At 62.8% G+C, this 21,653-nt stretch carries 19 protein-coding genes and 1 riboswitch; of the genes, 8 read left to right on the top strand and 11 right to left on the bottom strand.

The window, feature by feature from the left end; all coding sequences use genetic code 11:
* Positions 1 to 6 precede the first annotated feature (6 nt).
* The 7 genes from ACT9T4_RS02670 to tkt form a co-directional block, all read right to left on the bottom strand.
* Entirely contained in the window at positions 7 to 453 is a 447-nt protein-coding gene (locus tag ACT9T4_RS02670; RefSeq protein ID WP_042552424.1) for a hypothetical protein, read from the bottom strand.
* A gap of 333 nt (positions 454 to 786) precedes the next feature.
* Positions 787 to 1,851 (bottom strand): class II fructose-bisphosphate aldolase, encoded by a 1,065-nt coding sequence (fba, locus tag ACT9T4_RS02665; protein WP_042552425.1) that lies wholly within the window; start codon positions 1,849 to 1,851, stop codon positions 787 to 789.
* A gap of 75 nt (positions 1,852 to 1,926) precedes the next feature.
* A complete protein-coding gene (locus tag ACT9T4_RS02660) occupies positions 1,927 to 2,256 on the bottom strand; it encodes an MliC family protein (protein WP_042552426.1) in 330 nt (109 codons plus the stop codon).
* Between the two features lie 17 nt (positions 2,257 to 2,273).
* On the bottom strand, positions 2,274 to 2,468 hold the full coding sequence (locus ACT9T4_RS02655) for a hypothetical protein (protein WP_042552427.1): 195 nt from the start codon (positions 2,466 to 2,468) through the stop codon (positions 2,274 to 2,276).
* Between the two features lie 75 nt (positions 2,469 to 2,543).
* A complete protein-coding gene (locus tag ACT9T4_RS02650) occupies positions 2,544 to 3,722 on the bottom strand; it encodes a phosphoglycerate kinase (protein ID WP_042552428.1) in 1,179 nt (392 codons plus the stop codon).
* Positions 3,723 to 3,726: 4 nt separating this feature from the next.
* Positions 3,727 to 4,791 (bottom strand): erythrose-4-phosphate dehydrogenase, encoded by a 1,065-nt coding sequence (epd, locus tag ACT9T4_RS02645; protein ID WP_179539663.1) that lies wholly within the window; start codon positions 4,789 to 4,791, stop codon positions 3,727 to 3,729.
* Positions 4,792 to 4,910: 119 nt separating this feature from the next.
* Positions 4,911 to 6,908 (bottom strand): transketolase, encoded by a 1,998-nt coding sequence (gene tkt / locus ACT9T4_RS02640; RefSeq protein WP_042552430.1) that lies wholly within the window; start codon positions 6,906 to 6,908, stop codon positions 4,911 to 4,913.
* A 256-nt stretch (positions 6,909 to 7,164) separates the two neighbouring features.
* Between tkt and ACT9T4_RS02635 the strand changes: the two genes are divergently transcribed.
* Both ACT9T4_RS02635 and metK read left to right on the top strand, forming a co-directional pair.
* On the top strand, positions 7,165 to 8,193 hold the full coding sequence (locus tag ACT9T4_RS02635; protein WP_042552431.1) for an ArsR/SmtB family transcription factor: 1,029 nt from the start codon (positions 7,165 to 7,167) through the stop codon (positions 8,191 to 8,193).
* On the top strand, positions 8,190 to 9,380 hold the full coding sequence (metK, locus tag ACT9T4_RS02630) for a methionine adenosyltransferase (RefSeq protein WP_042552432.1): 1,191 nt from the start codon (positions 8,190 to 8,192) through the stop codon (positions 9,378 to 9,380). Before ACT9T4_RS02635 ends, metK begins: the two co-directional genes overlap by 4 nt.
* Positions 9,381 to 9,982: 602 nt before the next feature.
* Here the strand turns inward: metK and ACT9T4_RS02625 are convergent.
* Positions 9,983 to 10,309, bottom strand: coding sequence for a hypothetical protein (locus ACT9T4_RS02625; RefSeq protein ID WP_042552434.1), 327 nt, complete (start codon positions 10,307 to 10,309; stop codon positions 9,983 to 9,985).
* A 230-nt stretch (positions 10,310 to 10,539) separates the two neighbouring features.
* Between ACT9T4_RS02625 and ligB the strand changes: the two genes are divergently transcribed.
* On the top strand, positions 10,540 to 12,207 hold the full coding sequence (ligB, locus tag ACT9T4_RS02620; protein WP_499115386.1) for an NAD-dependent DNA ligase LigB: 1,668 nt from the start codon (positions 10,540 to 10,542) through the stop codon (positions 12,205 to 12,207).
* Positions 12,208 to 12,253: 46 nt separating this feature from the next.
* Here ligB and ACT9T4_RS02615 read toward each other — a convergent pair whose 3' ends face one another.
* A complete protein-coding gene (locus ACT9T4_RS02615; protein ID WP_042552436.1) occupies positions 12,254 to 12,643 on the bottom strand; it encodes an acyl-CoA thioesterase in 390 nt (129 codons plus the stop codon).
* Between the two features lie 214 nt (positions 12,644 to 12,857).
* Positions 12,858 to 12,941, top strand: a riboswitch (S-adenosyl-L-homocysteine riboswitch).
* Between the two features lie 91 nt (positions 12,942 to 13,032).
* On the opposite strand from ACT9T4_RS02615, the gene ahcY reads away from it, so the two are divergent.
* The 5 genes from ahcY (at position 13,033) to rhlE2 (ending at position 20,068) form a co-directional block, all read left to right on the top strand.
* A complete protein-coding gene (ahcY, locus tag ACT9T4_RS02610; RefSeq protein WP_179539662.1) occupies positions 13,033 to 14,427 on the top strand; it encodes an adenosylhomocysteinase in 1,395 nt (464 codons plus the stop codon).
* A 97-nt stretch (positions 14,428 to 14,524) separates the two neighbouring features.
* Positions 14,525 to 15,367 carry a methylenetetrahydrofolate reductase [NAD(P)H] gene (metF, locus tag ACT9T4_RS02605; RefSeq protein ID WP_499115384.1) on the top strand — a complete coding sequence of 281 codons (843 nt, stop codon included), beginning with the start codon at positions 14,525 to 14,527 and terminating at the stop codon, positions 15,365 to 15,367.
* Between the two features lie 314 nt (positions 15,368 to 15,681).
* Complete coding sequence (ppnN, locus tag ACT9T4_RS02600; RefSeq protein WP_499115382.1) at positions 15,682 to 17,055, top strand: nucleotide 5'-monophosphate nucleosidase PpnN; 1,374 nt, start codon at positions 15,682 to 15,684, stop codon at positions 17,053 to 17,055.
* A 189-nt stretch (positions 17,056 to 17,244) separates the two neighbouring features.
* The gene (locus ACT9T4_RS02595; RefSeq protein WP_042552439.1) at positions 17,245 to 17,991 is read left to right on the top strand and encodes a siderophore-interacting protein; all 747 of its coding nucleotides are present in this window, start codon (positions 17,245 to 17,247) and stop codon (positions 17,989 to 17,991) included.
* Between the two features lie 232 nt (positions 17,992 to 18,223).
* Positions 18,224 to 20,068 carry an RNA helicase RhlE2 gene (rhlE2, locus tag ACT9T4_RS02590; RefSeq protein ID WP_042552440.1) on the top strand — a complete coding sequence of 615 codons (1,845 nt, stop codon included), beginning with the start codon at positions 18,224 to 18,226 and terminating at the stop codon, positions 20,066 to 20,068.
* A 160-nt stretch (positions 20,069 to 20,228) separates the two neighbouring features.
* Here rhlE2 and ACT9T4_RS02585 read toward each other — a convergent pair whose 3' ends face one another.
* Together ACT9T4_RS02585 and ACT9T4_RS02580 are read right to left on the bottom strand one after the other, a co-directional pair.
* Positions 20,229 to 20,807, bottom strand: a complete 579-nt coding sequence (locus ACT9T4_RS02585) for a YceI family protein (RefSeq protein ID WP_042552441.1) — start codon at positions 20,805 to 20,807, stop codon at positions 20,229 to 20,231.
* A gap of 61 nt (positions 20,808 to 20,868) precedes the next feature.
* Entirely contained in the window at positions 20,869 to 21,414 is a 546-nt protein-coding gene (locus ACT9T4_RS02580; RefSeq protein ID WP_042552442.1) for a cytochrome b, read from the bottom strand.
* Positions 21,415 to 21,653: the final 239 nt, after the last annotated feature.

Raw genomic sequence — 21,653 nt, 5'->3', positions numbered from 1 at the left:
GAAAGATCATCGCCGGCCAGCACCACTGAAACGTGCGAAGGCCAGGCTACCCAGGCTGCCGCAGACCATCAGCGCCAAAGTGCCGGCCAGGCTACGGTTGGCGCCGATCAGTGTCGGCATGGGCGCCACGGCATTGGCCACGCTCAAGGCCAGCCAGACCGCCAGCGCGCCGGCAAGCACAAACACCACCCAACGCAGCGCGCCCAAACGCGGCGCCAACCAGGCAGCCAGAGGCAGTGCGACGATGAACGAGGCGATGACCAGCGCGGCGAACGTAGGGCTGAACCCCAGCAGATCGTGCAGGGTGGCCTGCATGCGTACGCCCATGGAGATGCTTGCGCCAAGCTGTTGCAGCGCGGCGAGATTGAACTGGGTCTGGACGATGCTGCCGAGCAGCGTAGCCACCACGACGGCCACACAGAACGACAGCCAGGGACGGGAATTTTGAGGCATGGGAGCCGACATCCTGAAGCGCGTGGCGGCAGTATGGCGTAGAGCAGGCAGCAAAGCGGCGCAGGTGTTTTACATGGTTTTACGCAAACCGGTCACGAGCCGGAAAACATGGCGGCACACGGACTGGAAGGGCCGCGTCAAGGCACATGAATGCTGGTCGTCGAGCACCATCGGTGCCGAGGTGCTGGGCTCGAGCCCCCTACGCGCCGATAGCTGCAGGATCAGGGCTCCTCGCCCTGCGCGGCTCGGCTCATCCTGCGAGCGGAGCACATGAAAAAAGCCGCTTGTCCTGAACGGACAAGCGGCTTCTAGGTGCGCGGCGAAACGCTTCGATCAGTTGATCTTGGCGACCAGCTCACCCTTGGCGTAACGCTGGAACATGCCTTCCAGGGAGATCGGTTTGATCTTCGAGGCGTTGCCGGCGGTGCCGAAGGCTTCGTAGCGAGCGATACAGATATCACGCATGGCGGTGATGGTATGGGCGAAATACTTGCGCGGGTCGAACTCGCTCGGGTGCTCGGCCAGGAAGCGGCGGATGGCACCGGTGGAGGCCAGACGCAGGTCGGTGTCGATGTTGACCTTGCGCACGCCGTACTTGATGCCTTCGACGATCTCTTCGACCGGCACGCCGTAGGTTTCCTTGATCTCGCCACCATGCTCGTTGATGATCGCCAGCCAATCCTGCGGTACCGAGCTGGAACCGTGCATCACCAGGTGGGTATTGGGGATGCGTTTGTGGATGGCCTTGATGCGCTCGATCGACAGCACGTCACCGGTTGGCGGCTTGGTGAACTTGTAGGCGCCGTGGCTGGTGCCGATGGCGATGGCCAGGGCATCGACCTGGGTCTTCTTGACGAAGTCGGCGGCTTCTTCCGGGTCGGTCAGCAACTGGCTGTGATCGAGCACGCCCTCTGCACCAACGCCGTCCTCTTCACCGGCCATGCCGGTTTCCAGGCTACCCAGGCAGCCCAGCTCACCTTCGACCGACACGCCACAGGCGTGAGCGAAGGCAACGGTCTGCTGCGTGACGCGCACGTTGTAGTCGTAGTCGGCCGGGGTTTTACCGTCTTCTTTCAGCGAGCCGTCCATCATCACCGAGCTGAAGCCCAGCTGGATGGAGCGCTGGCAGATGTCCGGGCTGGTGCCGTGATCCTGGTGCATGCACACCGGGATATGCGGGAATTCTTCGATGGCGGCGAGAATCAGGTGACGCAGGAAAGGCGCACCCGCGTACTTGCGGGCACCAGCGGAGGCCTGGACGATGACCGGCGAATCGGTCTTGTCGGCGGCTTCCATGATGGCGCGCATCTGCTCGAGGTTGTTGACGTTGAAGGCCGGCACGCCGTAGCCGAATTCGGCGGCGTGGTCGAGCATCTGGCGCATGCTGATAAGTGCCATGTTTTGCTATCTCCCGATAGGGCTCGTTAATCGTGCAAGCCTGCCGCAGTGGCAGGCGCTATTCAAGTACCGCTGTCAGGGCGCCTTGCAGCCACGCCCCAGCAAATCGTCATTGGCGGTACGGTAGATCAGACCTTCCTCACCCTTGGTGTGGAAGGACAGCGTACCGTCGCTGTACAACACGCCGGAACCCGCAGGCTCCTGGCTCAAACGGTGAACGACATCACTGCCGCCCATACGCACATCGACTTTCTCGTGGGTGCTGTCTGCATAGCGCCAGAACACCTCGGCCTGGCTGTCGCACACCCAGCGGTTCCACTCCTGGCTGTCGGCATATTCCTTCCCGGCACAGCCGGCGAGCATGACCAGACCGAGCGATACAGCGGCACCTTTATAAAGATTCATCGCATTTTCCTCGTTATCTAGCAGTTCTGTTCGCCGACTGGCGGGGTCGAATCACCGGTGCTCTGCCCTTCGATGCGCGGTTCGTCGCGCGTGGTCGGCAGATCGATTTCTGCCGGGCTGAACACATCGCACGCTCGTTCGCGCGGCGATCCACCACCGGCACACCCGCCAAGAACAGCACACACCATCACTACCACGGCCGTGTTACGCATGAGGTCACTCCTTGCTGGCTGGTTCCATACAAGGGTAATGACCGCCTGCGACAGCCAAGGTTTAGCCGAATTGCCTCACTTGGCTGCGCGTTGCTGCAGCACGTCCACGGCCGGCAGTACCTTGCCTTCGACGAATTCGAGGAAAGCGCCACCGCCCGTGGAAATGTAGGAAATGCGCGACGCCACATCGTACTTGTCGATGGCCGCGAGCGTATCGCCACCACCGGCGATGGAAAACGCCGGGCTTTCCGCGATGGCCAGGGCCAGCGCCTTGGTGCCTTCACCGAACTGATCGAACTCGAACACGCCGACCGGACCATTCCACAGGATGGTCTTGGAGGCCTTGAGCAGCTCGGCGAACTGCGCTGCAGTTTGCGGACCGATGTCGAGGATCATGTCGTCATCAGCCACGTCGGCCACCGCCTTGACGGTCGCAGTCGCGGCTTCGGAAAACTCCTTGGCGACCACCACGTCCACAGGCAGCGGCACGCTGACCTTGGCAGCGATGGCCTTGGCGGTGTCGACCAGATCGGCTTCGTAAAGCGACTTGCCGACCGGGTAACCGGCAGCGGCGAGGAAGGTGTTGGCGATGCCACCACCGACGATCAGTTGATCGCAGATGCTGCTCAGGCTGTTCAGCACGTCCAGCTTGGTCGACACCTTGGAGCCAGCGACGATCGCTGCCATCGGCTGAGCGGGGGCACCCAGGGCCTTGCCCAGTGCATCCAGCTCGGCAGCCAGCAGCGGGCCGGCAGCGGCGACCTTGGCGAACTTGGCCACGCCATGGGTGGAACCCTCGGCACGGTGGGCGGTGCCGAAGGCGTCCATGACGAACACGTCGCACAGGGCAGCGTACTGCTGGGCCAGTTCGTCGGCGTTCTTCTTCTCGCCCTTGTTGAAACGTACGTTCTCGAACAGCACCAGATCACCGGCTTTCAGCTCGACACCGCCGAGGTAGTCCTTGATCAGCGGAACGTCACGACCCAGGGCCTTGCTCAGGTAATCGGCTACCGGCTTGAGGCTGTTCTCTTCGCTGAATTCGCCTTCGGTAGGGCGCCCCAGGTGCGAGCAGACCATCACTGCGGCGCCCTTTTCCAGCGCCAGCTTGATGGTCGGCAACGCCGCGAGAATGCGCGCATCGCTCTTCACCACGCCGTCCTTGACCGGCACATTGAGGTCTTCGCGGATCAGCACGCGCTTACCTTGCAGGTCGAGGTCGGCCATTTTCGCGATGTTTACGGAAGCTGCAGTCATTGAGTCAGTCCTTAACAGGGGCTGGTGAAAGGGGAGCGGCGGCATCGAGAAAATGCACGGCCATGTCGAGCATGCGGTTGGCGAAACCCCATTCATTGTCGAACCAGGCCAGCAGGTTGACCAGGCGTGGCCCGGAAACCCGCGTCTGACTGCCGTCGACGATCGCCGAATGGGGATCATGATTGAAGTCGCAGCTGGCGTGCGGCAACTCGGTGTACGCCAGCAGACCCTGCAGCGGCCCCTGTTCGGAAGCCCGGCGCAAGATCCGGTTGATCTCTTCGGTGCTGGTGTCACGGGCGGTCTGCAAGGTGATATCCAGGCAGGACACGTTGACCGTCGGCACCCGAATGGCTTTGGCCTGAATTCGCCCGGCAAGTTCCGGAAGCAGCCGTTCGATGCCTCGAGCCAGGCCCGTGGAGACCGGAATCACCGACTGAAATGCCGAGCGCGTACGGCGTAGATCCTCGTCGTGATAGGCATCGATCACCGGTTGGTCGTTCATCGCCGAGTGAATGGTCGTGATCGAGATGTACTCCAGCCCGATCGCCTCGTTGAGCAGCTTGAGCAACGGCACACCGCAGTTGGTCGTGCAGGAGGCGTTCGACACCAGCCGCTCGGTGCCCTCGAGGCACTGCTGATTGACGCCGTACACCACCGTGGCATCCACATCGCTCTCGCTGGCCATCGGCTGGGACAACAGCACCCGTGGCGCACCGGCCTGCAGAAAACGCTCGGCCTGCTCGCGGGTGGTGTACTGCCCCGAGCACTCGAGCAGCAGGTCGATATCCAGCCCAGCCCAGTCGACACCCTCGGGTTCACGCTCGCGCAGCACGCGCACGCGTTCGCCGTTGATGTGCAGGCAATCGCCAACCACCTTCACCTCGCCAGGAAAGCGCCCGTGGGTGGAGTCGAAGCGGGTCAGGTACTCGATGCTGGCCTGATCGGCCAGGTCGTTGAGCGCGACGATTTCCAGACGCGCGGCGCCAGCGCGCTCGTGCAAGGCACGCAGCACGCAACGACCGATGCGGCCGTAGCCGTTCAGAGCAACGCGGTAGGGACGATAGGACATCGCAGATCTCGGATGAACCCGTAGGGTGGATCGCGTTTTATCGATCCACCAGGCGCCATGGGGCGGATGAGAAGAGCGTCGGCTACGCGCCTCGTCCCACCCTACGGCGTCGTTCTCACTCAGGCGTCGAGCAGTTCTTCGGCAGTGCCGATGATATTCTCGACGGTGAAGCCGAAATGCTCGAACAACTCGCCGGCAGGAGCCGACTCACCGTAGGTTTCCATACCGATGACGCGACCTTCGAGGCCAACGTACTTGTACCAGAAGTCGGCGTGGGCAGCTTCGATGGCGATCCGCGCGGTGACCTGCAGCGGCAGTACGGACTGCTTGTAGGCGGCGTCCTGCTGGTCGAACACGTTGGTCGACGGCATCGACACCACGCGCACCTTGCGACCCTGCTCGGCCAGTTTGTCGGCAGCCTGGATGGCCAGACCGACTTCCGAACCGGTGGAGATCAGGATCAGCTCCGGCTCGCCAGCGCAATCCTTCAACACGTAACCACCACGGCTGATGGCCGCTTCGGTTTCATGGTCGCGCAGGTTGTGCGGCAGGTTCTGGCGGGAGAAGATCAGCGCGCTCGGGCCGTCCTTGCGCTCGACCGAATGCTTCCAGGCCACTGCGGCTTCGACGGTATCCGCCGGGCGCCAAGTGTCCAGGTTCGGGGTGGTGCGCAGGCTGGTCAGTTGCTCGACCGGCTGGTGCGTCGGGCCGTCTTCGCCCAGGCCGATGGAATCGTGGGTGAACACGTAGAGCACGCGCAGTTTCATCAGCGCGGACATGCGTACCGCGTTGCGGGCGTATTCCATGAACATCAGGAAGGTCGCGCCGTAAGGCACCAGGCCGCCATGCAGGGCAACGCCGTTCATGATCGCGCTCATGCCGAATTCACGCACGCCGTAGTACATGTAGTTGCCCGAAGCGTCTTCGGCGACCACCGGCTTGCAGCCCTTCCACAGGGTCAGGTTGGAACCGGCCAGGTCGGCCGAGCCACCCAGCAGTTCCGGCAGCAACGGGCCGAAGGCATTCAGGCAATTCTGGCTGGCCTTGCGGCTGGCGATGGTTTCGCCTTTCTCGGCCACGGCGCGGATGAACTCGCTGGCCTTGGCGGAGAAATCGGCAGGCAGCTCGCCAGCCATACGGCGGATGAACTCGTTGGCCAGTTCCGGGTAAGCAGCGGAATAGGCCGCGAAACGCTGATCCCATTCGGCTTCGGCAGCCAGACCGGCTTCCTTGGCATCCCATTCGGCATAGATGTCGGCCGGGATTTCGAACGGCGCGTGGCTCCAGTTCAGGGCGGCGCGGGTCAAGGCGATTTCGTCATGGCCCAGCGCGGCGCCGTGGGACTCTTCCTTGCCCTGCTTGTTCGGCGAACCGAAACCGATGATGGTCTTGCAGCAGATCAGGGTCGGCTGCTCGCTCTTGCGAGCGGTGTCGATGGCCATCTTGATCTCTTCGGGATCGTGACCGTCGACATTGCGGATCACCTGCCAGCCGTAGGCTTCGAAGCGCGCCGGGGTATCGTCGGTGAACCAGCCATGGACTTCGCCATCGATGGAGATGCCGTTGTCGTCGTAGAACGCGATCAGCTTGCCGAGGCCCAGGGTACCGGCCAGCGAGCAGACTTCATGGCTGATGCCTTCCATCATGCAACCGTCACCCAGGAAGGCGTAGGTGTAGTGGTCGACGATGCTGTGGCCGTCGCGGTTGAACTGCGCCGCCATGATCTTCTCCGCCAGGGCGAAGCCCACGGCGTTGGCGATGCCCTGGCCGAGCGGACCGGTGGTGGTTTCCACGCCTGGCGCGTAACCGTATTCCGGGTGGCCCGGGGTGCGGCTGTGCAGTTGGCGGAAGTTCTTCAGGTCGTCGATGGACAGGTCGTAGCCGGTCAGGTGCAGCAACGAATAGATCAGCATCGAACCGTGGCCGTTGGACAGCACGAAACGGTCACGGTCGGCGAACTTCGGATTGGCCGGGTTATGTTTCAGGTAGTCACGCCACAGCACTTCGGCAATATCCGCCATACCCATAGGGGCACCGGGGTGGCCGCTGTTGGCTTTTTGCACGGCATCCATGCTCAGGGCACGAATGGCATTGGCACGCTCACGACGGCTGGGCATCGCTGAATCTCCTGCGGGGTGGCTGCCGAGGCAGCTAGGACGAAAAAGGCGGCCATTTTCGCCCAGCCAACCCCGCGGGGCAATCACAGATGGTCGTTAGGCGAACGATTCCGGCGGATTTCCTGGAGAAAACCACCCTGAGCGCCAGACAGTGCCTGCGTATGACCTTTTAACAGAGCCTGCATCGAATCCAATATCAAAACTTTTTGATATTGACCTTGCCGCACCAAAAGCCACCGACTAGACTGCGCAGCCTATGACTTCGCGTGCCTCCCAGCTCGATTTCGAGCCTGCCGACACTCTTTCCGCCCTGTGCAAGGCTGCGGGCGACCCGTTGCGCCTAAACGTGCTGCGCGCACTGGCCAACGATTCGTTCGGCGTGCTGGAACTGGCGCAGATTTTCGCCATCGGCCAGTCGGGCATCAGTCATCACCTCAAGGTGCTGGCCCAGGCCGGTCTGGTCGCCACCCGCCGGGAAGGCAACGCGATCTTCTATCGCCGCGCCCTGGCTCACGCGGAAACCATCGGCGGCACGCTGCACGCCGCCTTGCTTCAGGAAGTCGACCGGCTCACTCTGCCCGTTCAGGTGCGCGAGCGCATCGCTCAGGTTCATCAGCGACGCGCCACCGCCAGCCAGGACTTCTTCGCCCGCAGCGCCGAGCGCTTCCAGGCCCAGCAGGACCTCATCGCCGGGCTGCCGCAGTACCGCGACAGCGTGCTGGCACTGCTCGACTCGCTGGATTTCGCTGCCAACGCCCGTGCGCTGGAGATCGGCCCCGGCGATGGCGGTTTTCTGCCGGAGCTGGCGCGCCGCTTCGGCCAGGTCACCGCGCTGGACAACAGCCCGGCCATGCTCGAACTGGCACGCCTGCGCTGCGCACAGGACGGCCTCGACAACGTCCGCCTGCAGTTGGCCGACGCCCTGCTCGACGATTACCCCAGCGCCGACTGCGTGGTCCTGAACATGGTGCTGCACCACTTCGCCGCACCGGCCCAGGCGCTTCGCAAACTCGCCAGCCAGGTCAACAGCGGCGGCAGCCTGCTGATCACCGAGCTGTGCAGCCACAATCAGGGCTGGGCCCGGGACACTTGCGGTGATCTCTGGCTAGGCTTCGAACAGGACGACCTGGCCCACTGGGCCGTCGCCGCCGGCCTGACCCCGGGCGAAAGCCTGTACGTCGGCCTGCGCAATGGATTTCAAATTCAGGTGCGGCATTTCCAGCGCACTCATCCACTCACGCACGTGGCCGATAGGCCCTCACTCGCCAGGACAACCGATAGATGAGCGAATACTCCCTGTTTACCTCCGAGTCCGTGTCCGAAGGTCATCCGGACAAGATCGCCGACCAGATTTCCGATGCCGTCCTCGACGCCATCATCACCCAGGACAAGCACGCCCGCGTGGCCGTCGAAACACTGGTCAAGACTGGCGTGGCGATCATCGCCGGCGAAGTCACCACCAGCGCCTGGGTCGACCTCGAGCAGATCGTTCGCGACGTGATCTGCAACATCGGCTATACCAGCTCCGACGTCGGCTTCGACGGCGCGACCTGCGGCGTGATGAACATCATTGGCAAGCAGTCCCCTGACATCAACCAGGGTGTCGACCGCGCCAAGCCTGAAGATCAGGGTGCCGGCGACCAGGGCCTGATGTTCGGCTATGCCAGCAACGAAACCGACGTGCTGATGCCGGCGCCGATCCGCTTCTCTCACGCGCTGGTAGAACGCCAGGCCGAAGCCCGCAAATCCGGCCTGCTGCCATGGCTGCGCCCGGACGCCAAGAGCCAGGTCACCTGCCGTTACGAGCACGGCAAAGTGGTTGGTATCGACGCCGTGGTGCTGTCCACCCAGCACAACCCGGATGTCAGCCTGAGCGACCTGCGTGAAGCGGTGATGGAGCTGGTGATCAAGCACAGCCTGCCCGCCGAGCTGCTGCACAAGGACACCCAGTACCACATCAACCCGACCGGCAACTTCGTGATTGGCGGCCCGGTGGGCGACTGCGGCCTGACCGGTCGCAAGATCATCGTCGACAGCTACGGCGGCATGGCTCGCCACGGCGGCGGTGCCTTTTCCGGCAAGGATCCATCCAAGGTCGACCGCAGCGCTGCCTATGCCGGCCGTTACGTCGCCAAGAACATCGTTGCCGCTGGCCTGGCCGAGCGCTGCGAGATTCAGGTGTCCTACGCCATCGGCGTCGCCCAGCCGACCTCGATCTCGATCAACACCTTCGGCACCAACAAAGTGGCTGACGAGACCATCATCAAGCTGGTGCGCGAGGTCTTCGACCTGCGCCCGTACGCCATCACCAAGATGCTCGACCTGCTGCACCCGATGTACCAGCCGACCGCCGCTTACGGCCACTTCGGCCGCGAGCCGCAGCAACTGACCGTCGGCGACGACAGCTTCACCAGCTTCACCTGGGAGAAGACCGACAAGGCTGCAGACCTGCGCGCCGCCGCTGGCCTCTGACCAGCCGCGCAAAAAATAGCCCCGCCAGCGTGAGCTGTGCGGGGCTTTTCTTTGCCGATGTACTTGATTGCCGAACAGAGCCCGGGACGAACAACCCCTTCGCTCAGGACACTTTCAGACCGCCCCCGAGATACATCATCCCCAAGCCAACAGCCATTATCACCAGCGGAGGACGCATGGACTGCTCGTAGAGGGCAAAGATGCCCTGCGAGATAGGCGGAAACATGAAGTTGAGCACAACACACAGCAAAGAAACCTGGATACCACGTGACACAGACCAGATCCAGGCCACCAACGCTATGAGGAACCCCATAGTTACCATTCACCACTCCTTGGCTAGCGTACGAATTGGAGCGAGAAAATATCAGTTTCTCGAACAACCACAAAGCACGGATCGGCTCACGGGGAGCCATGCGCAGCGCTCTTGAACATATCGCTCTGATCGCGCCCAGCCGGTGCTATCCCCCACTCATCCAGCAAGTCACGGGCCAATCCTATCGTGACGTGCACCGCCAGCTGACAGCAGGCGGCGGATACGAAAAAGCCTCCGTGAGCTCGACGCGCACGGAGGCTTTTTCATTCCTGCGGTGCAGGCTGACCGATCACTTGCCGAACAGCGAACCCAGGCCTTTCAGGGTTTCTGCGGCAGCAGCGATGTTGTCGGCCTTGCTGTCACCCTGGGCTTGCGCGACCGTCTCACCCGAGGTGGCGGCGTTGGCACCGAGCTGGTCACAGCCACCCTCGACCTGGGCGATGGCATCGTTGGCCTGCTGATTGCCGAGCAAACCGGCCAACTGCTTGACCTGGGCGATCTTCTCGGCGTTGGCCGACAGTTTTTGCTGGCACTTGAGCTGAGTGTCTTCGGCAGCGTGAGCGAAGGAGCTGGCCAGAGCCAGTGCAGCGGAGCAGAACAGGATAGAAAGACGCATGAGACCCTAGACCTTCAGATATGAGGCCCGGCAATACCTTTCCCGCCGCCGGGCAAATCCATTTGATGTGCGAGACGCGGAACTTTATCACCGCCTCGTCGCTAGCGACAAACCTCGGCTACCGCAAATGTCGCCCAGTACCCATTCCAGCTCGAGAAAACGGATATTTGCGCCAGGCGGACTCTGTGACTAGCCTGCACAATCATCGCCCGAGCAAGGATGCTCCGCCCATGAAACGCTGGATTGCCGCCACCTTTTCCGTCCTGTTGATCACCGTCGTCCGTGCCGACGACTGCCCTGAACCGACAACCGCGCACAACCGCCAACTCGATGAACTGATCGCCCGGGTGGCCGAGTGGGACGACGCCTATCACCGTCAGGGGCGATCGCTGGTCAGCGATGATCTGTACGATCAGGCCCGCGCCCGCCTCGAGCACTGGCAAGCTTGCCTCAGCGGCAGGCCTGCAGCCGATCCGCTTCACGGTGCAGGTGGCCCAGTGCAGCACCCGGTCACTCAGACCGGCCTGCGCAAGCTGGCGGACGAGCGCGCAGTGAGCCACTGGATGCACTCCCGCCAGGACCTGTGGATTCAACCCAAGGTCGACGGGGTCGCGGTCACCCTGGCCTACAGGGGTGGCCGACTGCAGCAGGTTATCAGCCGCGGGGATGGCAGCACCGGGCAGGACTGGACCGCCCGGGCCAGACGAATCGCCACGATCCCGGAGCACCTCACCGAGTACACCGACGTCATACTGCAGGGGGAGCTGTACCTGCAGCGTCCGGGGCACATTCAGGCCAGCCACGGGGGTGCGTCGGCACGCAGTACCGTTGCCGGATTGATGGCACGCCACGATCTGCAGGTTTCCCAGGCGAGGCAGATAGGCCTGTTCGTCTGGGACTGGCCCAATGGCCCACAGGACATGCAGCGGCGCCTCGACCGCCTGGAACGACTGGGCTTCCCTGATAGCCGCCAGTACAGCCAGCGGATCGGCAGCATCGCCGAAGCCAGCCAATGGCGCGAACACTGGTACCGCAACCCGCTGCCTTTCGCCACCGATGGCGTGGTGCTGCGCCAGGGTCAGCGCCCGAGCGGCGAACGCTGGCGAGCCGAACCGCCGCACTGGGCTGCGGCCTGGAAATACCCGGCCAGCGAAACGCTGGCACAGGTCAGGGAGGTCGAATTCAGGGTCGGCCGCAGCGGCCGCATCACGCCACTGCTGCACCTGCATCCGGTGAAAATCGATGACCGCAGCATCCGCGTGGTCAGCGTCGGTTCGCTGGAGCGCTGGCAGCGACTGGATATCCGCCCGGGGGATCAGGTCGCCATTCAACTGGCCGGGCAAACCATCCCACAACTGCATAGCGTGGTGATACGGACCGCACCTCGTCCGGCTCTGGACGTGCCGCGTGGCGATGCCTATCACGCACTGAGCTGCCTGCGAGCATCCGCCACGTGCAACAGCCAGCTCCACGCCCGCCTCACCTGGCTCAGCGGCAAGCAGGCGCTGAACCTGCCCGGGGTCGGCGCTGGCACCTGGGAGAAGTTGCTGCGAGCAGAACTTATCCACAGCCTGCTCGATTGGCTGCAACTCAGCGAAGATCAGCTGCTCGCGGTGCCCGGCATCGCTCAGCAGAGCGCCCGCACCTTGACCCGCCGCTTCAGCGAGGCCAGGCAACGCCCCTTCAAGGACTGGTTACGCGCACTCGGCCCCCCAGCGCATCCCGACAGCCTGGCCGCCGATGACTGGGCGCAGCTACAGCGACGCAGCCTCGCCGACTGGCAGAAACTACCAGGGATCGGCCCGGCCCGAGCTGCGCAGCTGCAGACATTCTTCCAGCATGAGGACATCCGGGCGCTGGCCGACCAGTTGCGCCTGGCAGGGGTCGAGGGATTCTGAGTCGCCAGGATGCATGGGGCCTACGGACCCCATGCACGGCCTGGGCTCAGTCCTTGAACTGATCCTTGATGTAAGTGATTTCGGTCTTGCCGTGGGGCGCAGGCTGGCCGTTCTCGTCCAGATTGACGAAGACCATCTTGTCGATGGTCAGGATGCTCTTGCGGGTGATCTTGTTGCGCACTTCACAACGCATGGTGATCGAGGTTCGACCGAACTCGCTGGCGGTGATGCCCAGTTCGATGATGTCGCTCTGCCGGGCCGAGGCGACGAAGTTGATCTCCGAGATCAGCTTGGTCACCACGCGCTGAGTGCCGAGCTGGATGATGGCGTAGATCGCGGCCTCTTCGTCGATCCACTTCAGCAGACTGCCGCCGAACAGGGTGCCGTTGGGGTTGAGGTCTTCGGGCTTTACCCACTTGCGTGTGTGGAAGTTCATCTGCACTCCTTATCCATCGCTATCGTTCGCCCTGCATGATCGCAAAGGCAGGCGGCAGTTGTCGCGGGCACGTTTTCAATGGCATCGATAAAGGCTCGGTATCGAATGCCCGCGATGGCCGATTCGGGACGACGGAAAACCTTGGGCTGGCGCGCTGGCAAGGCTATAATCGCCGGGCTTCACACGCTCGGCACTGCCTGAGCGTTCCCGCCACCTGTCCGAGGGGCGCTGCAGCAAGCCAAGGCTTGTCAGGCTCGGATGGGGCGTTACCCAAACGCATCAACGGCGCCCAATCGGACTGCGTGAAAACGTAGCGAGCCATGGCCATCAGGCCCGGCACACCGGTTTTCACCTATCTGATCACAGATCAACGATTGGAGAGCTTTTGCATGAGCGCTGCTTTTACCGACTACAAGGTCGCTGACATTTCCCTGGCCGACTGGGGCCGCAAAGAACTGATCATCGCCGAATCCGAGATGCCGGCACTGATGGGCCTGCGTCGCAAGTACGCTGCCGAACAACCGCTGAAAGGCGCGAAGATCCTCGGCTGCATCCACATGACCATCCAGACCGGCGTGCTGATCGAGACGCTGACCGCGCTGGGCGCCGAAGTGCGCTGGTCGTCGTGCAACATCTTCTCCACTCAGGATCAGGCCGCTGCAGCCATTGCCGCCGCCGGCATTCCGGTATTCGCCTGGAAAGGCGAGACCGAAGCCGAATACGAGTGGTGCATCGAGCAGACCATCCTCAAGGACGGCCAGCCATGGGACGCCAACATGGTGCTCGACGACGGCGGCGACCTGACCCAGATCCTGCATGACAAGTACCCGCAGGTACTGACCAACGTCCACGGCGTCACCGAAGAAACCACCACCGGCGTACACCGCCTGCTCGACATGCTCAAGGCCGGCACCCTGAAGGTCCCGGCGATCAACGTCAACGACGCGGTCACCAAGAGCAAGAACGACAACAAGTACGGCTGCCGTCACAGCCTCAACGACGCCATCAAGCGCGGCACCGACCACCTGCTGTCGGGCAAGCAGGCGCTGGTCATCGGCTACGGCGACGTGGGCAAGGGCTCGGCTGCCTCGCTGCGTCAGGAAGGCATGATCGTCAAGGTTTCCGAGATCGATCCGATCTGCGCCATGCAGGCCTGCATGGACGGCTACGAACTCGTTTCGCCGTACATCGACGGCCGCAATGACGGCACCGACGCCAGCATTGACAAGGCCCTGCTGGGCAAGATCGACCTGATCGTCACCACCACCGGCAACGCCAACGTCTGCGACGCCGGCATGCTCAAGGCGCTGAAAGCCCGCGCTGTGGTCTGCAACATCGGCCACTTCGACAACGAGATCGACACCGCCTTCATGCGCAAGAACTGGGCGTGGGAAGAGGTCAAACCGCAGGTGCACAAGATCCACCGCACCGGCGCTGGCCAGTTCGACCCGCGCAATGACGACTACCTGATCCTGCTGGCCGAAGGCCGTCTGGTGAACCTGGGCAACGCCACGGGCCACCCGAGCCGCATCATGGACGGTTCCTTCGCCAACCAGGTTCTCGCCCAGATCTTCCTGTTCGAGCAGAAGTTCGCCGACCTGTCGGCCGAGAAGAAGGCCGAGCGCCTGACCGTCGAAGTGCTGCCGAAGAAACTGGACGAAGAAGTCGCACTGGAAATGGTGAAAGGCTTCGGCGGCGTGGTCACCCAGCTGACCACCAAGCAGGCCGAGTACATCGGCGTTCCGGTCGAAGGCCCGTTCAAGCCGGACAGCTACCGCTACTAACCCCAGCTACACGCTACGCGCCACACGCTGCACGAGGGAGACGACTCCACTTGCAGCGTGTGGCGCGAGGCTTGTCGCTGAGAAGGGAACCTTCTCCATGATCCAGAAAAAAACCAACGTCAGCTTCGAGTTCTTCCCGACGAAGACCGATGCCGGACATGAAAAGCTGCTCAACACCGCACGCGAGCTGGCCGGCTACAACCCGGACTTCTTCTCCTGCACCTACGGCGCCGGTGGTTCCACCCGTGACCGTACGCTCAATACCGTGTTGCAACTCGACGGCGAAGTGAAGGTGCCCACCGCACCGCACCTGTCCTGCGTCGGCGACAGCAAGGCCGAGCTGATCGAGCTGCTCAATGTTTACAAGAGCAAGGGCATCAACCGCATCGTCGCCCTGCGTGGCGACCTGCCTTCGGGCATGGGCATGTCCAGCGGTGAACTGCGCCATGCCAATGATCTGGTCGAGCTGATCCGTCAGCAGACCGGTGATCACTTCCATATCGAAGTGGCGGCCTACCCGGAGATGCACCCCCAGGCGCGCAACTTCGAAGACGACATCGCCAACTTCGTGCGCAAGGCCAAGGCCGGTGCGAGCAGCGCGATCACCCAGTACTTCTTCAACGCCGACTGCTACTTCTACTTCGTCGAGCGTGTACGCAAGCTGGGCGTCGACATCCCGGTGATCCCGGGCATCATGCCGATCACCAACTACAGCAAACTGGCGCGCTTCTCCGACGCTTGCGGCGCCGAGCTGCCACGCTGGGTACGCAAGCAACTGGAAGCCTACGGTGACGACACCCAGAGCATCCAGCGCTTCGGTGAAGAGATGATCACCGCCATGTGCGAGCGCCTGCTCCAGGGTGGTGCGCCGGGCCTGCACTTCTACACCCTCAACCAGGCCGCCCCCAGCCTGGCGGTGTGGAAGAACCTGCAAGGCTGAAGGCTGATTGCCGGGGCCGCGAATGTTAGAACTTTCGCGGCCCGCGTCTTTCCTAAGAACCTGTTCACGATCTGCTGCGCGTCGGTCCTGCTGCGTATAAAAGAGGCTCCAGCCGTCTGCTCGAAACTGCGGCAACGCCATCGTTTTCAACAGCCTGCACCTCGGTACCCGTTGACCCGGAGTCCCTCGCTGGCCGACAGTACAGCGCCATTACCCGGACGCCCCATCATGGGTCACGACCACCGGGACTGAATTCTTCATCGCGCGATCAGCCAGGATCGGCTCGAGTTGTCGCGTTACCACGGGATGCCTGCATGCTCACTCGCCAGAAAATCAATGCTTCGGTCTCGCCCAAGGGCAGCCTGGAAACCCTTTCCCAGCGTGAAGTCCAGCAATTGCGCGAAACCGGTTCCGGTAGCGTCTACGCGCTGTTCCGCCAATGCGCCCTGGCGATTCTCAACACCGGCTCGCACAGCGACAACGCCAAGACCATTCTCGAGGCCTACCCGGACTTCGAAGTGAAGATCCACCAGCAGGATCGCGGTATCCGCCTGGAGCTGATCAATGCGCCGGCTGACGCATTCGTCGATGGCGAGATGATCGCCAGCACCCGCGAGATGCTGTTCAGCGCCCTGCGCGACATCGTCTACACCCAGAGCGAGCTGGAAAACAAACGCGTCGACGTGGACAGCTCCAGCGGCCTGACCGACTACGTTTTCCACCTGCTGCGCAACGCCCGCACCCTGCGCGCTGGCGCCGAGCCGAAGATGGTGGTGTGCTGGGGCGGCCACTCGATCAGCACCGAGGAGTACAAGTACACCAAGAAAGTCGGCCACGAACTCGGGCTGCGTGCTCTGGACGTGTGCACTGGGTGCGGCCCGGGCGTGATGAAGGGGCCGATGAAAGGCGCCACCATTTCCCACGCCAAGCAACGCATCGTCGGTGCCCGCTACCTGGGGCTGACCGAGCCGGGCATCATCGCCGCCGAGGCGCCGAACCCGATCGTCAACGAGCTGGTGATCCTCCCGGATATCGAAAAGCGCCTGGAAGCCTTCGTGCGCATCGGCCACGGCATCATCATCTTCCCGGGCGGCGCGGGCACGGCAGAAGAATTTCTCTACCTGCTTGGCATCCTCATGCACCCGGACAACGCCGAGCTGCCCTTCCCGCTCGTGCTGACCGGGCCGAAGAGTGCCGAAGCCTACCTGCAGCAGTTGCACGCATTCATCGGTGCAACCCTGGGTGTGGAAGCGCAGAACCGCTACGTGCTGATTCCCAACGACCCGGCCGAAGTGGCTCGCCACATGGCGGCAGGCATCAAGGCGGTGAAGCAGTTCCGCCGCGAACGCAACGACGCATTCCACTTCAACTGGCTGCTGAGGATCGACGAGAGCTTCCAGCATCCCTTCGAGCCGACCCACGAAGCCATGGCCAGCCTCAACCTGACCCGCGAGCAGCCCGTGCACGAGCTGGCCGCCAACCTGCGCCGTGCCTTCTCCGGCATCGTCGCGGGCAACGTCAAGGCCCATGGCATCCAGCTGATCGAAGAGCATGGCCCGTATGAGTTGCGTGGTGACAAGACCATCATGCAACCGCTGGATCGCCTGCTGCAGGCCTTCGTCGAGCAGCACCGCATGAAGCTGCCCGGTGGTACCGCCTACGAGCCGTGCTATCGGGTCGTCAGCTGACGCCGGCATGTGACGGTAAGGGTGGACAACGCAAGCGTGTCCACCTGGTCCGGCGCCCGTGGCGATGCCACGCCTCGGGGACGGCGACGAAGCAAGCGCCAGCGCCTCGCACTGGCAGCCATCCGTATTAAGTGATAGTAATTCTCACATGAATGACGGCGATCTCTACCGTCGCAACAGGAGAGTTCAATGCCACGCCCTGCTCCCCGTACCCTGCGAGTCATTTCATCCACGTCCGTCACGCCGCACATGCTGCGCATCACCCTGGGCGGCGACGAAATCGACAGCTTTCCAGCCGATCAGGAAAGCGCCTACATCAAGCTGATCTTCCCCACCCCCGGTAGCGACGGCACGCTGATGCGTACCTACACCGTGCGCCACCAGCGTGCCGAGCAGTTCGACGTCGACTTCGTACTGCACGATGATGCCGGCCCTGCTTCGCAGTGGGCCAAGGACGCCAGCCCGGGCGACAGCATCACCGTAGGCGGCCCCGGCCCGAAGAAACTGGTCGACAACAGCGCGGACTGGTTTCTGATGATTGGCGACATGACCGCACTGCCGGCACTCAGCGTCAACCTCGAGCAACTGCCAACTGACGCCCGCGGCCACGCCATCATCGAAGTGATCGACGAGCGCGATATCCAGCCGCTGCAGCACCCTGCTGGCGTCGAGCTGCACTGGCTGATCAACCCGCATCCCGGTGAAGACAGCCAACTGCTGGTCAATCGCGTGCGCGAGCTGGCATGGCTGCCAGGCCGACCAAGCATCTGGGCGGCCTGCGAGTTCAGCGGCATGCGGGCCCTGCGCCAGCATTTCAGGGAGGAACGTCAGGTCGACCGCAAGAACCTGTACATTTCCAGCTACTGGAAGCTCGGTAGCAGCGAGGATCAGCACAAGCTCGCCAAGCGCGAAGACGCTGACGCCGCGGGCGACTGATCCCCATCGTTTCGCGCGCCAAAAGCCATCTCAACGGAGGCGCGCGCAACCCGGTCGGCGGCAAGTTGTGCCGATCCTCTGCAATCCTGTTACACTCGGGCCTTCCCGCCAGGCTTGCGCCCGGATGCTGACCCCAGAGGCCAGCAGTACCGGACGGGATTGCGCGCCCCACGTGCGATTCAAGCCAGGCACTACACCTATAGGGCCACGCCCTCACCAGACAGGATTGCACATGTCCTTTGCCTCCCTCGGTCTCTCCGAGGCTTTAGTCCGTGCGGTCGAAGCCGCCGGCTACACCCAGCCCACTCCGGTGCAACAGCGGGCCATCCCCGCCGCGTTGCAAGGTCGCGACCTGATGGTGGCGGCCCAGACGGGTACAGGTAAGACAGGCGGTTTCGCACTGCCGATCCTCGAGCGACTGTTCCCCAACGGTCACCCGGATCGCGAACAGCGCCATGGCCCGAAACAGCCGCGCGTACTGGTGCTCACGCCCACCCGCGAACTGGCCGCTCAGGTGCATGACAGCTTCAAGCTGTATGCTCGCGACCTGAAATTCGTCAGCACCTGCATCTTCGGTGGTGTCGGCATGAACCCGCAGGTACAGGCACTGGCCAAGGGCGTCGACGTCCTGGTCGCCTGCCCGGGTCGCCTGCTCGACCTCGCTGGACAAGGCAGCGTCGACCTGTCCCACGTGGAAATCCTCGTGCTGGACGAAGCCGACCGCATGCTCGACATGGGCTTCATTCACGACGTGAAGAAAGTCCTCGCCCGCCTGCCGGCCAAGCGGCAGAACCTGCTGTTCTCGGCGACCTTCTCGAAAGACATCACCGACCTGGCCGGCAAGCTCCTGCACAATCCGGAGCGTATCGAAGTCACGCCGCCGAACACCACGGTCGAGCGTATCGAGCAGCGCGTATTCCGCCTGCAGGCCAGCCACAAACGTGCCCTGCTCGCTCACCTGATCACCGCTGGTGCCTGGGAACAGGTTCTGGTGTTCACCCGTACCAAGCACGGCGCCAACCGCCTGGCCGAGTACCTGGACAAGCACGGCCTGCCTGCCGTGGCGATTCATGGCAACAAGAGCCAGAACGCCCGCACCAAGGCCCTGGCCGACTTCAAGGCGAACAAGGTTCGCATTCTGGTCGCCACCGACATCGCCGCACGCGGCCTGGACATCGACCAGCTGCCTCACGTAGTCAACTTCGAACTGCCCAACGTCGAAGAAGATTACGTGCACCGCATCGGCCGTACTGGCCGTGCTGGCCGTAGCGGTGAAGCGATCTCCCTGGTTGCCCCGGACGAAGAGAAACTGCTCAAGGGCATCGAAAGGATGACCAAGCAGAAGATCCCGGACGGCGATCTACTGGGCTTCGATGCCAGCAAGGTCGAGGCCGAACGCCCGGAAGTGCGCGAACCTCAGAAGCCACGCCCACCGCGCGGTGCCAAGCCTGAAGGCGGCGGCCGCAAGGACAAGGGCAAGGACGGCGGCAAAGCCAAGACTCAAAGCAAAGCCAGGCCTGCTCGCGACCAACAACCGCGTGGTACGGCCCGCGCCGCAGCGCCAGCAGTACCTGCGTTGCCTCCGGACCGTGCGCCCGACGAGTTCCGCGACGACGAGATTGACAACTTCGGCAACCGTGCCGACTACGTGAGCCCGAACCAGAACAACGGCCAGGGTCGCGGTCGTCGCCCCGGTGCCGCCGGTAGTGGCCCAAGCGCCAGCAACGGCGTTGGCCAGGGCCCTCGTGGCCAGGGCAAAGGTCCGCGCAGCGGTGGCGGCGGTGCTGGTGCAGGCAAGCGCCAGGGTCAAGGCCAGGGCCAAGGCGCCGGCAAGGGTCGCAGTGGCGCGGGCAACCGTGGCCGCGGCCAGCAGCGCGATACCACCACGTCGCTCAACCGCGATGAACTGCCACGTCAGGAGCCTGCCGTGCGCAGCAGCCGCGACAAGCAGCCGGTGATCGTGCACAAGAGCTCGCGTAGCGACCGCCTGCCGACACCCGAGCAGCTCGACCAGCTGCAAAGCACCCGCCCCCGCGGCGAGAAGCCAGCCCTGCTGACCCGCAATCGCGACAGCTGAGCAGTGGCTCATTGAAAACGCCGGCCTCGTGCCGGCGTTTTCATTCGTGCAGCGAGTAGGGCTTTTCGCTGCGCCCATCAGGGCAGCGGTTGGCGTATCAGGAATGCCGGGCAAAAAAACGCCGACCCCAGGGTCGGCGTTTTTCATGCGGCGTTCAGGCTTACTTGCGTACGCCTTCCACGGAGATGATCAGCTCGACTTCCTGCGAAGCCGGACCCAGATCCTTCTCGATGTTGAAGTCTTTCAGCTTCAGTTTGGTGCTGCCCTCGAAGCCTGCACGGTAGCCGCCCCATGGATCGTCGCCCTGGCCGATGAACTTGGCAGCGATCACTACCGGCTTGGTCACGCCGTTGAGGGTCAGGTTGCCGGTGATATCGGCGGTGCCTTTGCCAGTCGACTTGACGGCGGTAGATGCGAAGGTTGCGGTCGGGTTCTTGCTGACATTGAGGAAGTCCGAACCACGGATGTGCTTGTCACGCTCGGCGTGGTTGGTGTCGACGCTTTCGGTCTTCAGGGTGACGTTGACCTTGCTGGCCTCAGGGTTCTTCTCATCGAAGCTGAAGCTGCCGTCGAAATCCTTGAAGGTACCGTACAGCCAGCTGTAGCCCAGGTGGCTGATCTTGAAATTGACGAAGGCGTGCTGGCCTTCCTTGTCGATGGCGTAGTCAGCAGCCATTGCATGGCCAGCGCCCAACAGTGCGGTGCCCAGTGCCAGTGCGGCGAAAGTCTTCTTCAACATGGAAACTCCTTGTGAGATGAAATGAACGACGCCGCGGGGCAACGCCGAAACGGCTTGAAGATCAACGCCCGAAGATACGCAACAGGGTGCGGTCACGGTCGATGAAGTGGTGTTTCAATGCAGCCAGGCCATGCAATGCAGCAAAGATCACGATAGCCCACGCCAGATATTCATGGATCAACCCGGCGATATCGCCCTGATTGGGGATGCTGGTCACGCTTGCCGGCACCTCGAACAGCCCGAACACGCTGATCGGGCGACCGTCGGCGGTGGAAATCAGGTAGCCGGAAATCATCAACACGAACAGGCCGAGGTAAAGGAAGCTGTGGCCCAGCTTGCTGGCCACTCGGGTCAATCGGCCATGCTCGGGCAGCGCAGGTGGTGGCGGACTTGCCAGGCGCCATGACAAACGGGCGACCATGACCACGAACAGCAGAATGCCGATGCTCTTGTGAATATTCGGGGCTGTCTGGTACCAGGTGCTGTAATAGCTGAGGCCGACCATCCAGAAACCCAGCGCGAATAGACCGAATACCGCAATGGCCACCAGCCAGTGCAGAGACACGCTGACGAGACCGTAACGAAGGGTTGAGTTACGCCACTGCATGGCCTGATTCCAAGGGATGAGAGTCCAGAGATTAGCAACAAACCTATCGACTTAAAGCAGAAATTGTTGCTTTGAAATATCTACTAAACCGATATATACCGCACCTGCTCGCTGGTCAACCAGATTAGTGAAGCCCCCACGGGCGGAGTTCAAAACCCTCTACGCGAGCGGTCGTTTTCCCCGATCAGCGGGCGCTGCGGCAGCAAAACGTCGCCTTGCCGCATCTGATAGGCTTGCCC

This window comes from Pseudomonas sp. SZ40, assembly GCF_052958135.1.
This window is presented reverse-complemented; position numbering and strand designations above follow the sequence as displayed.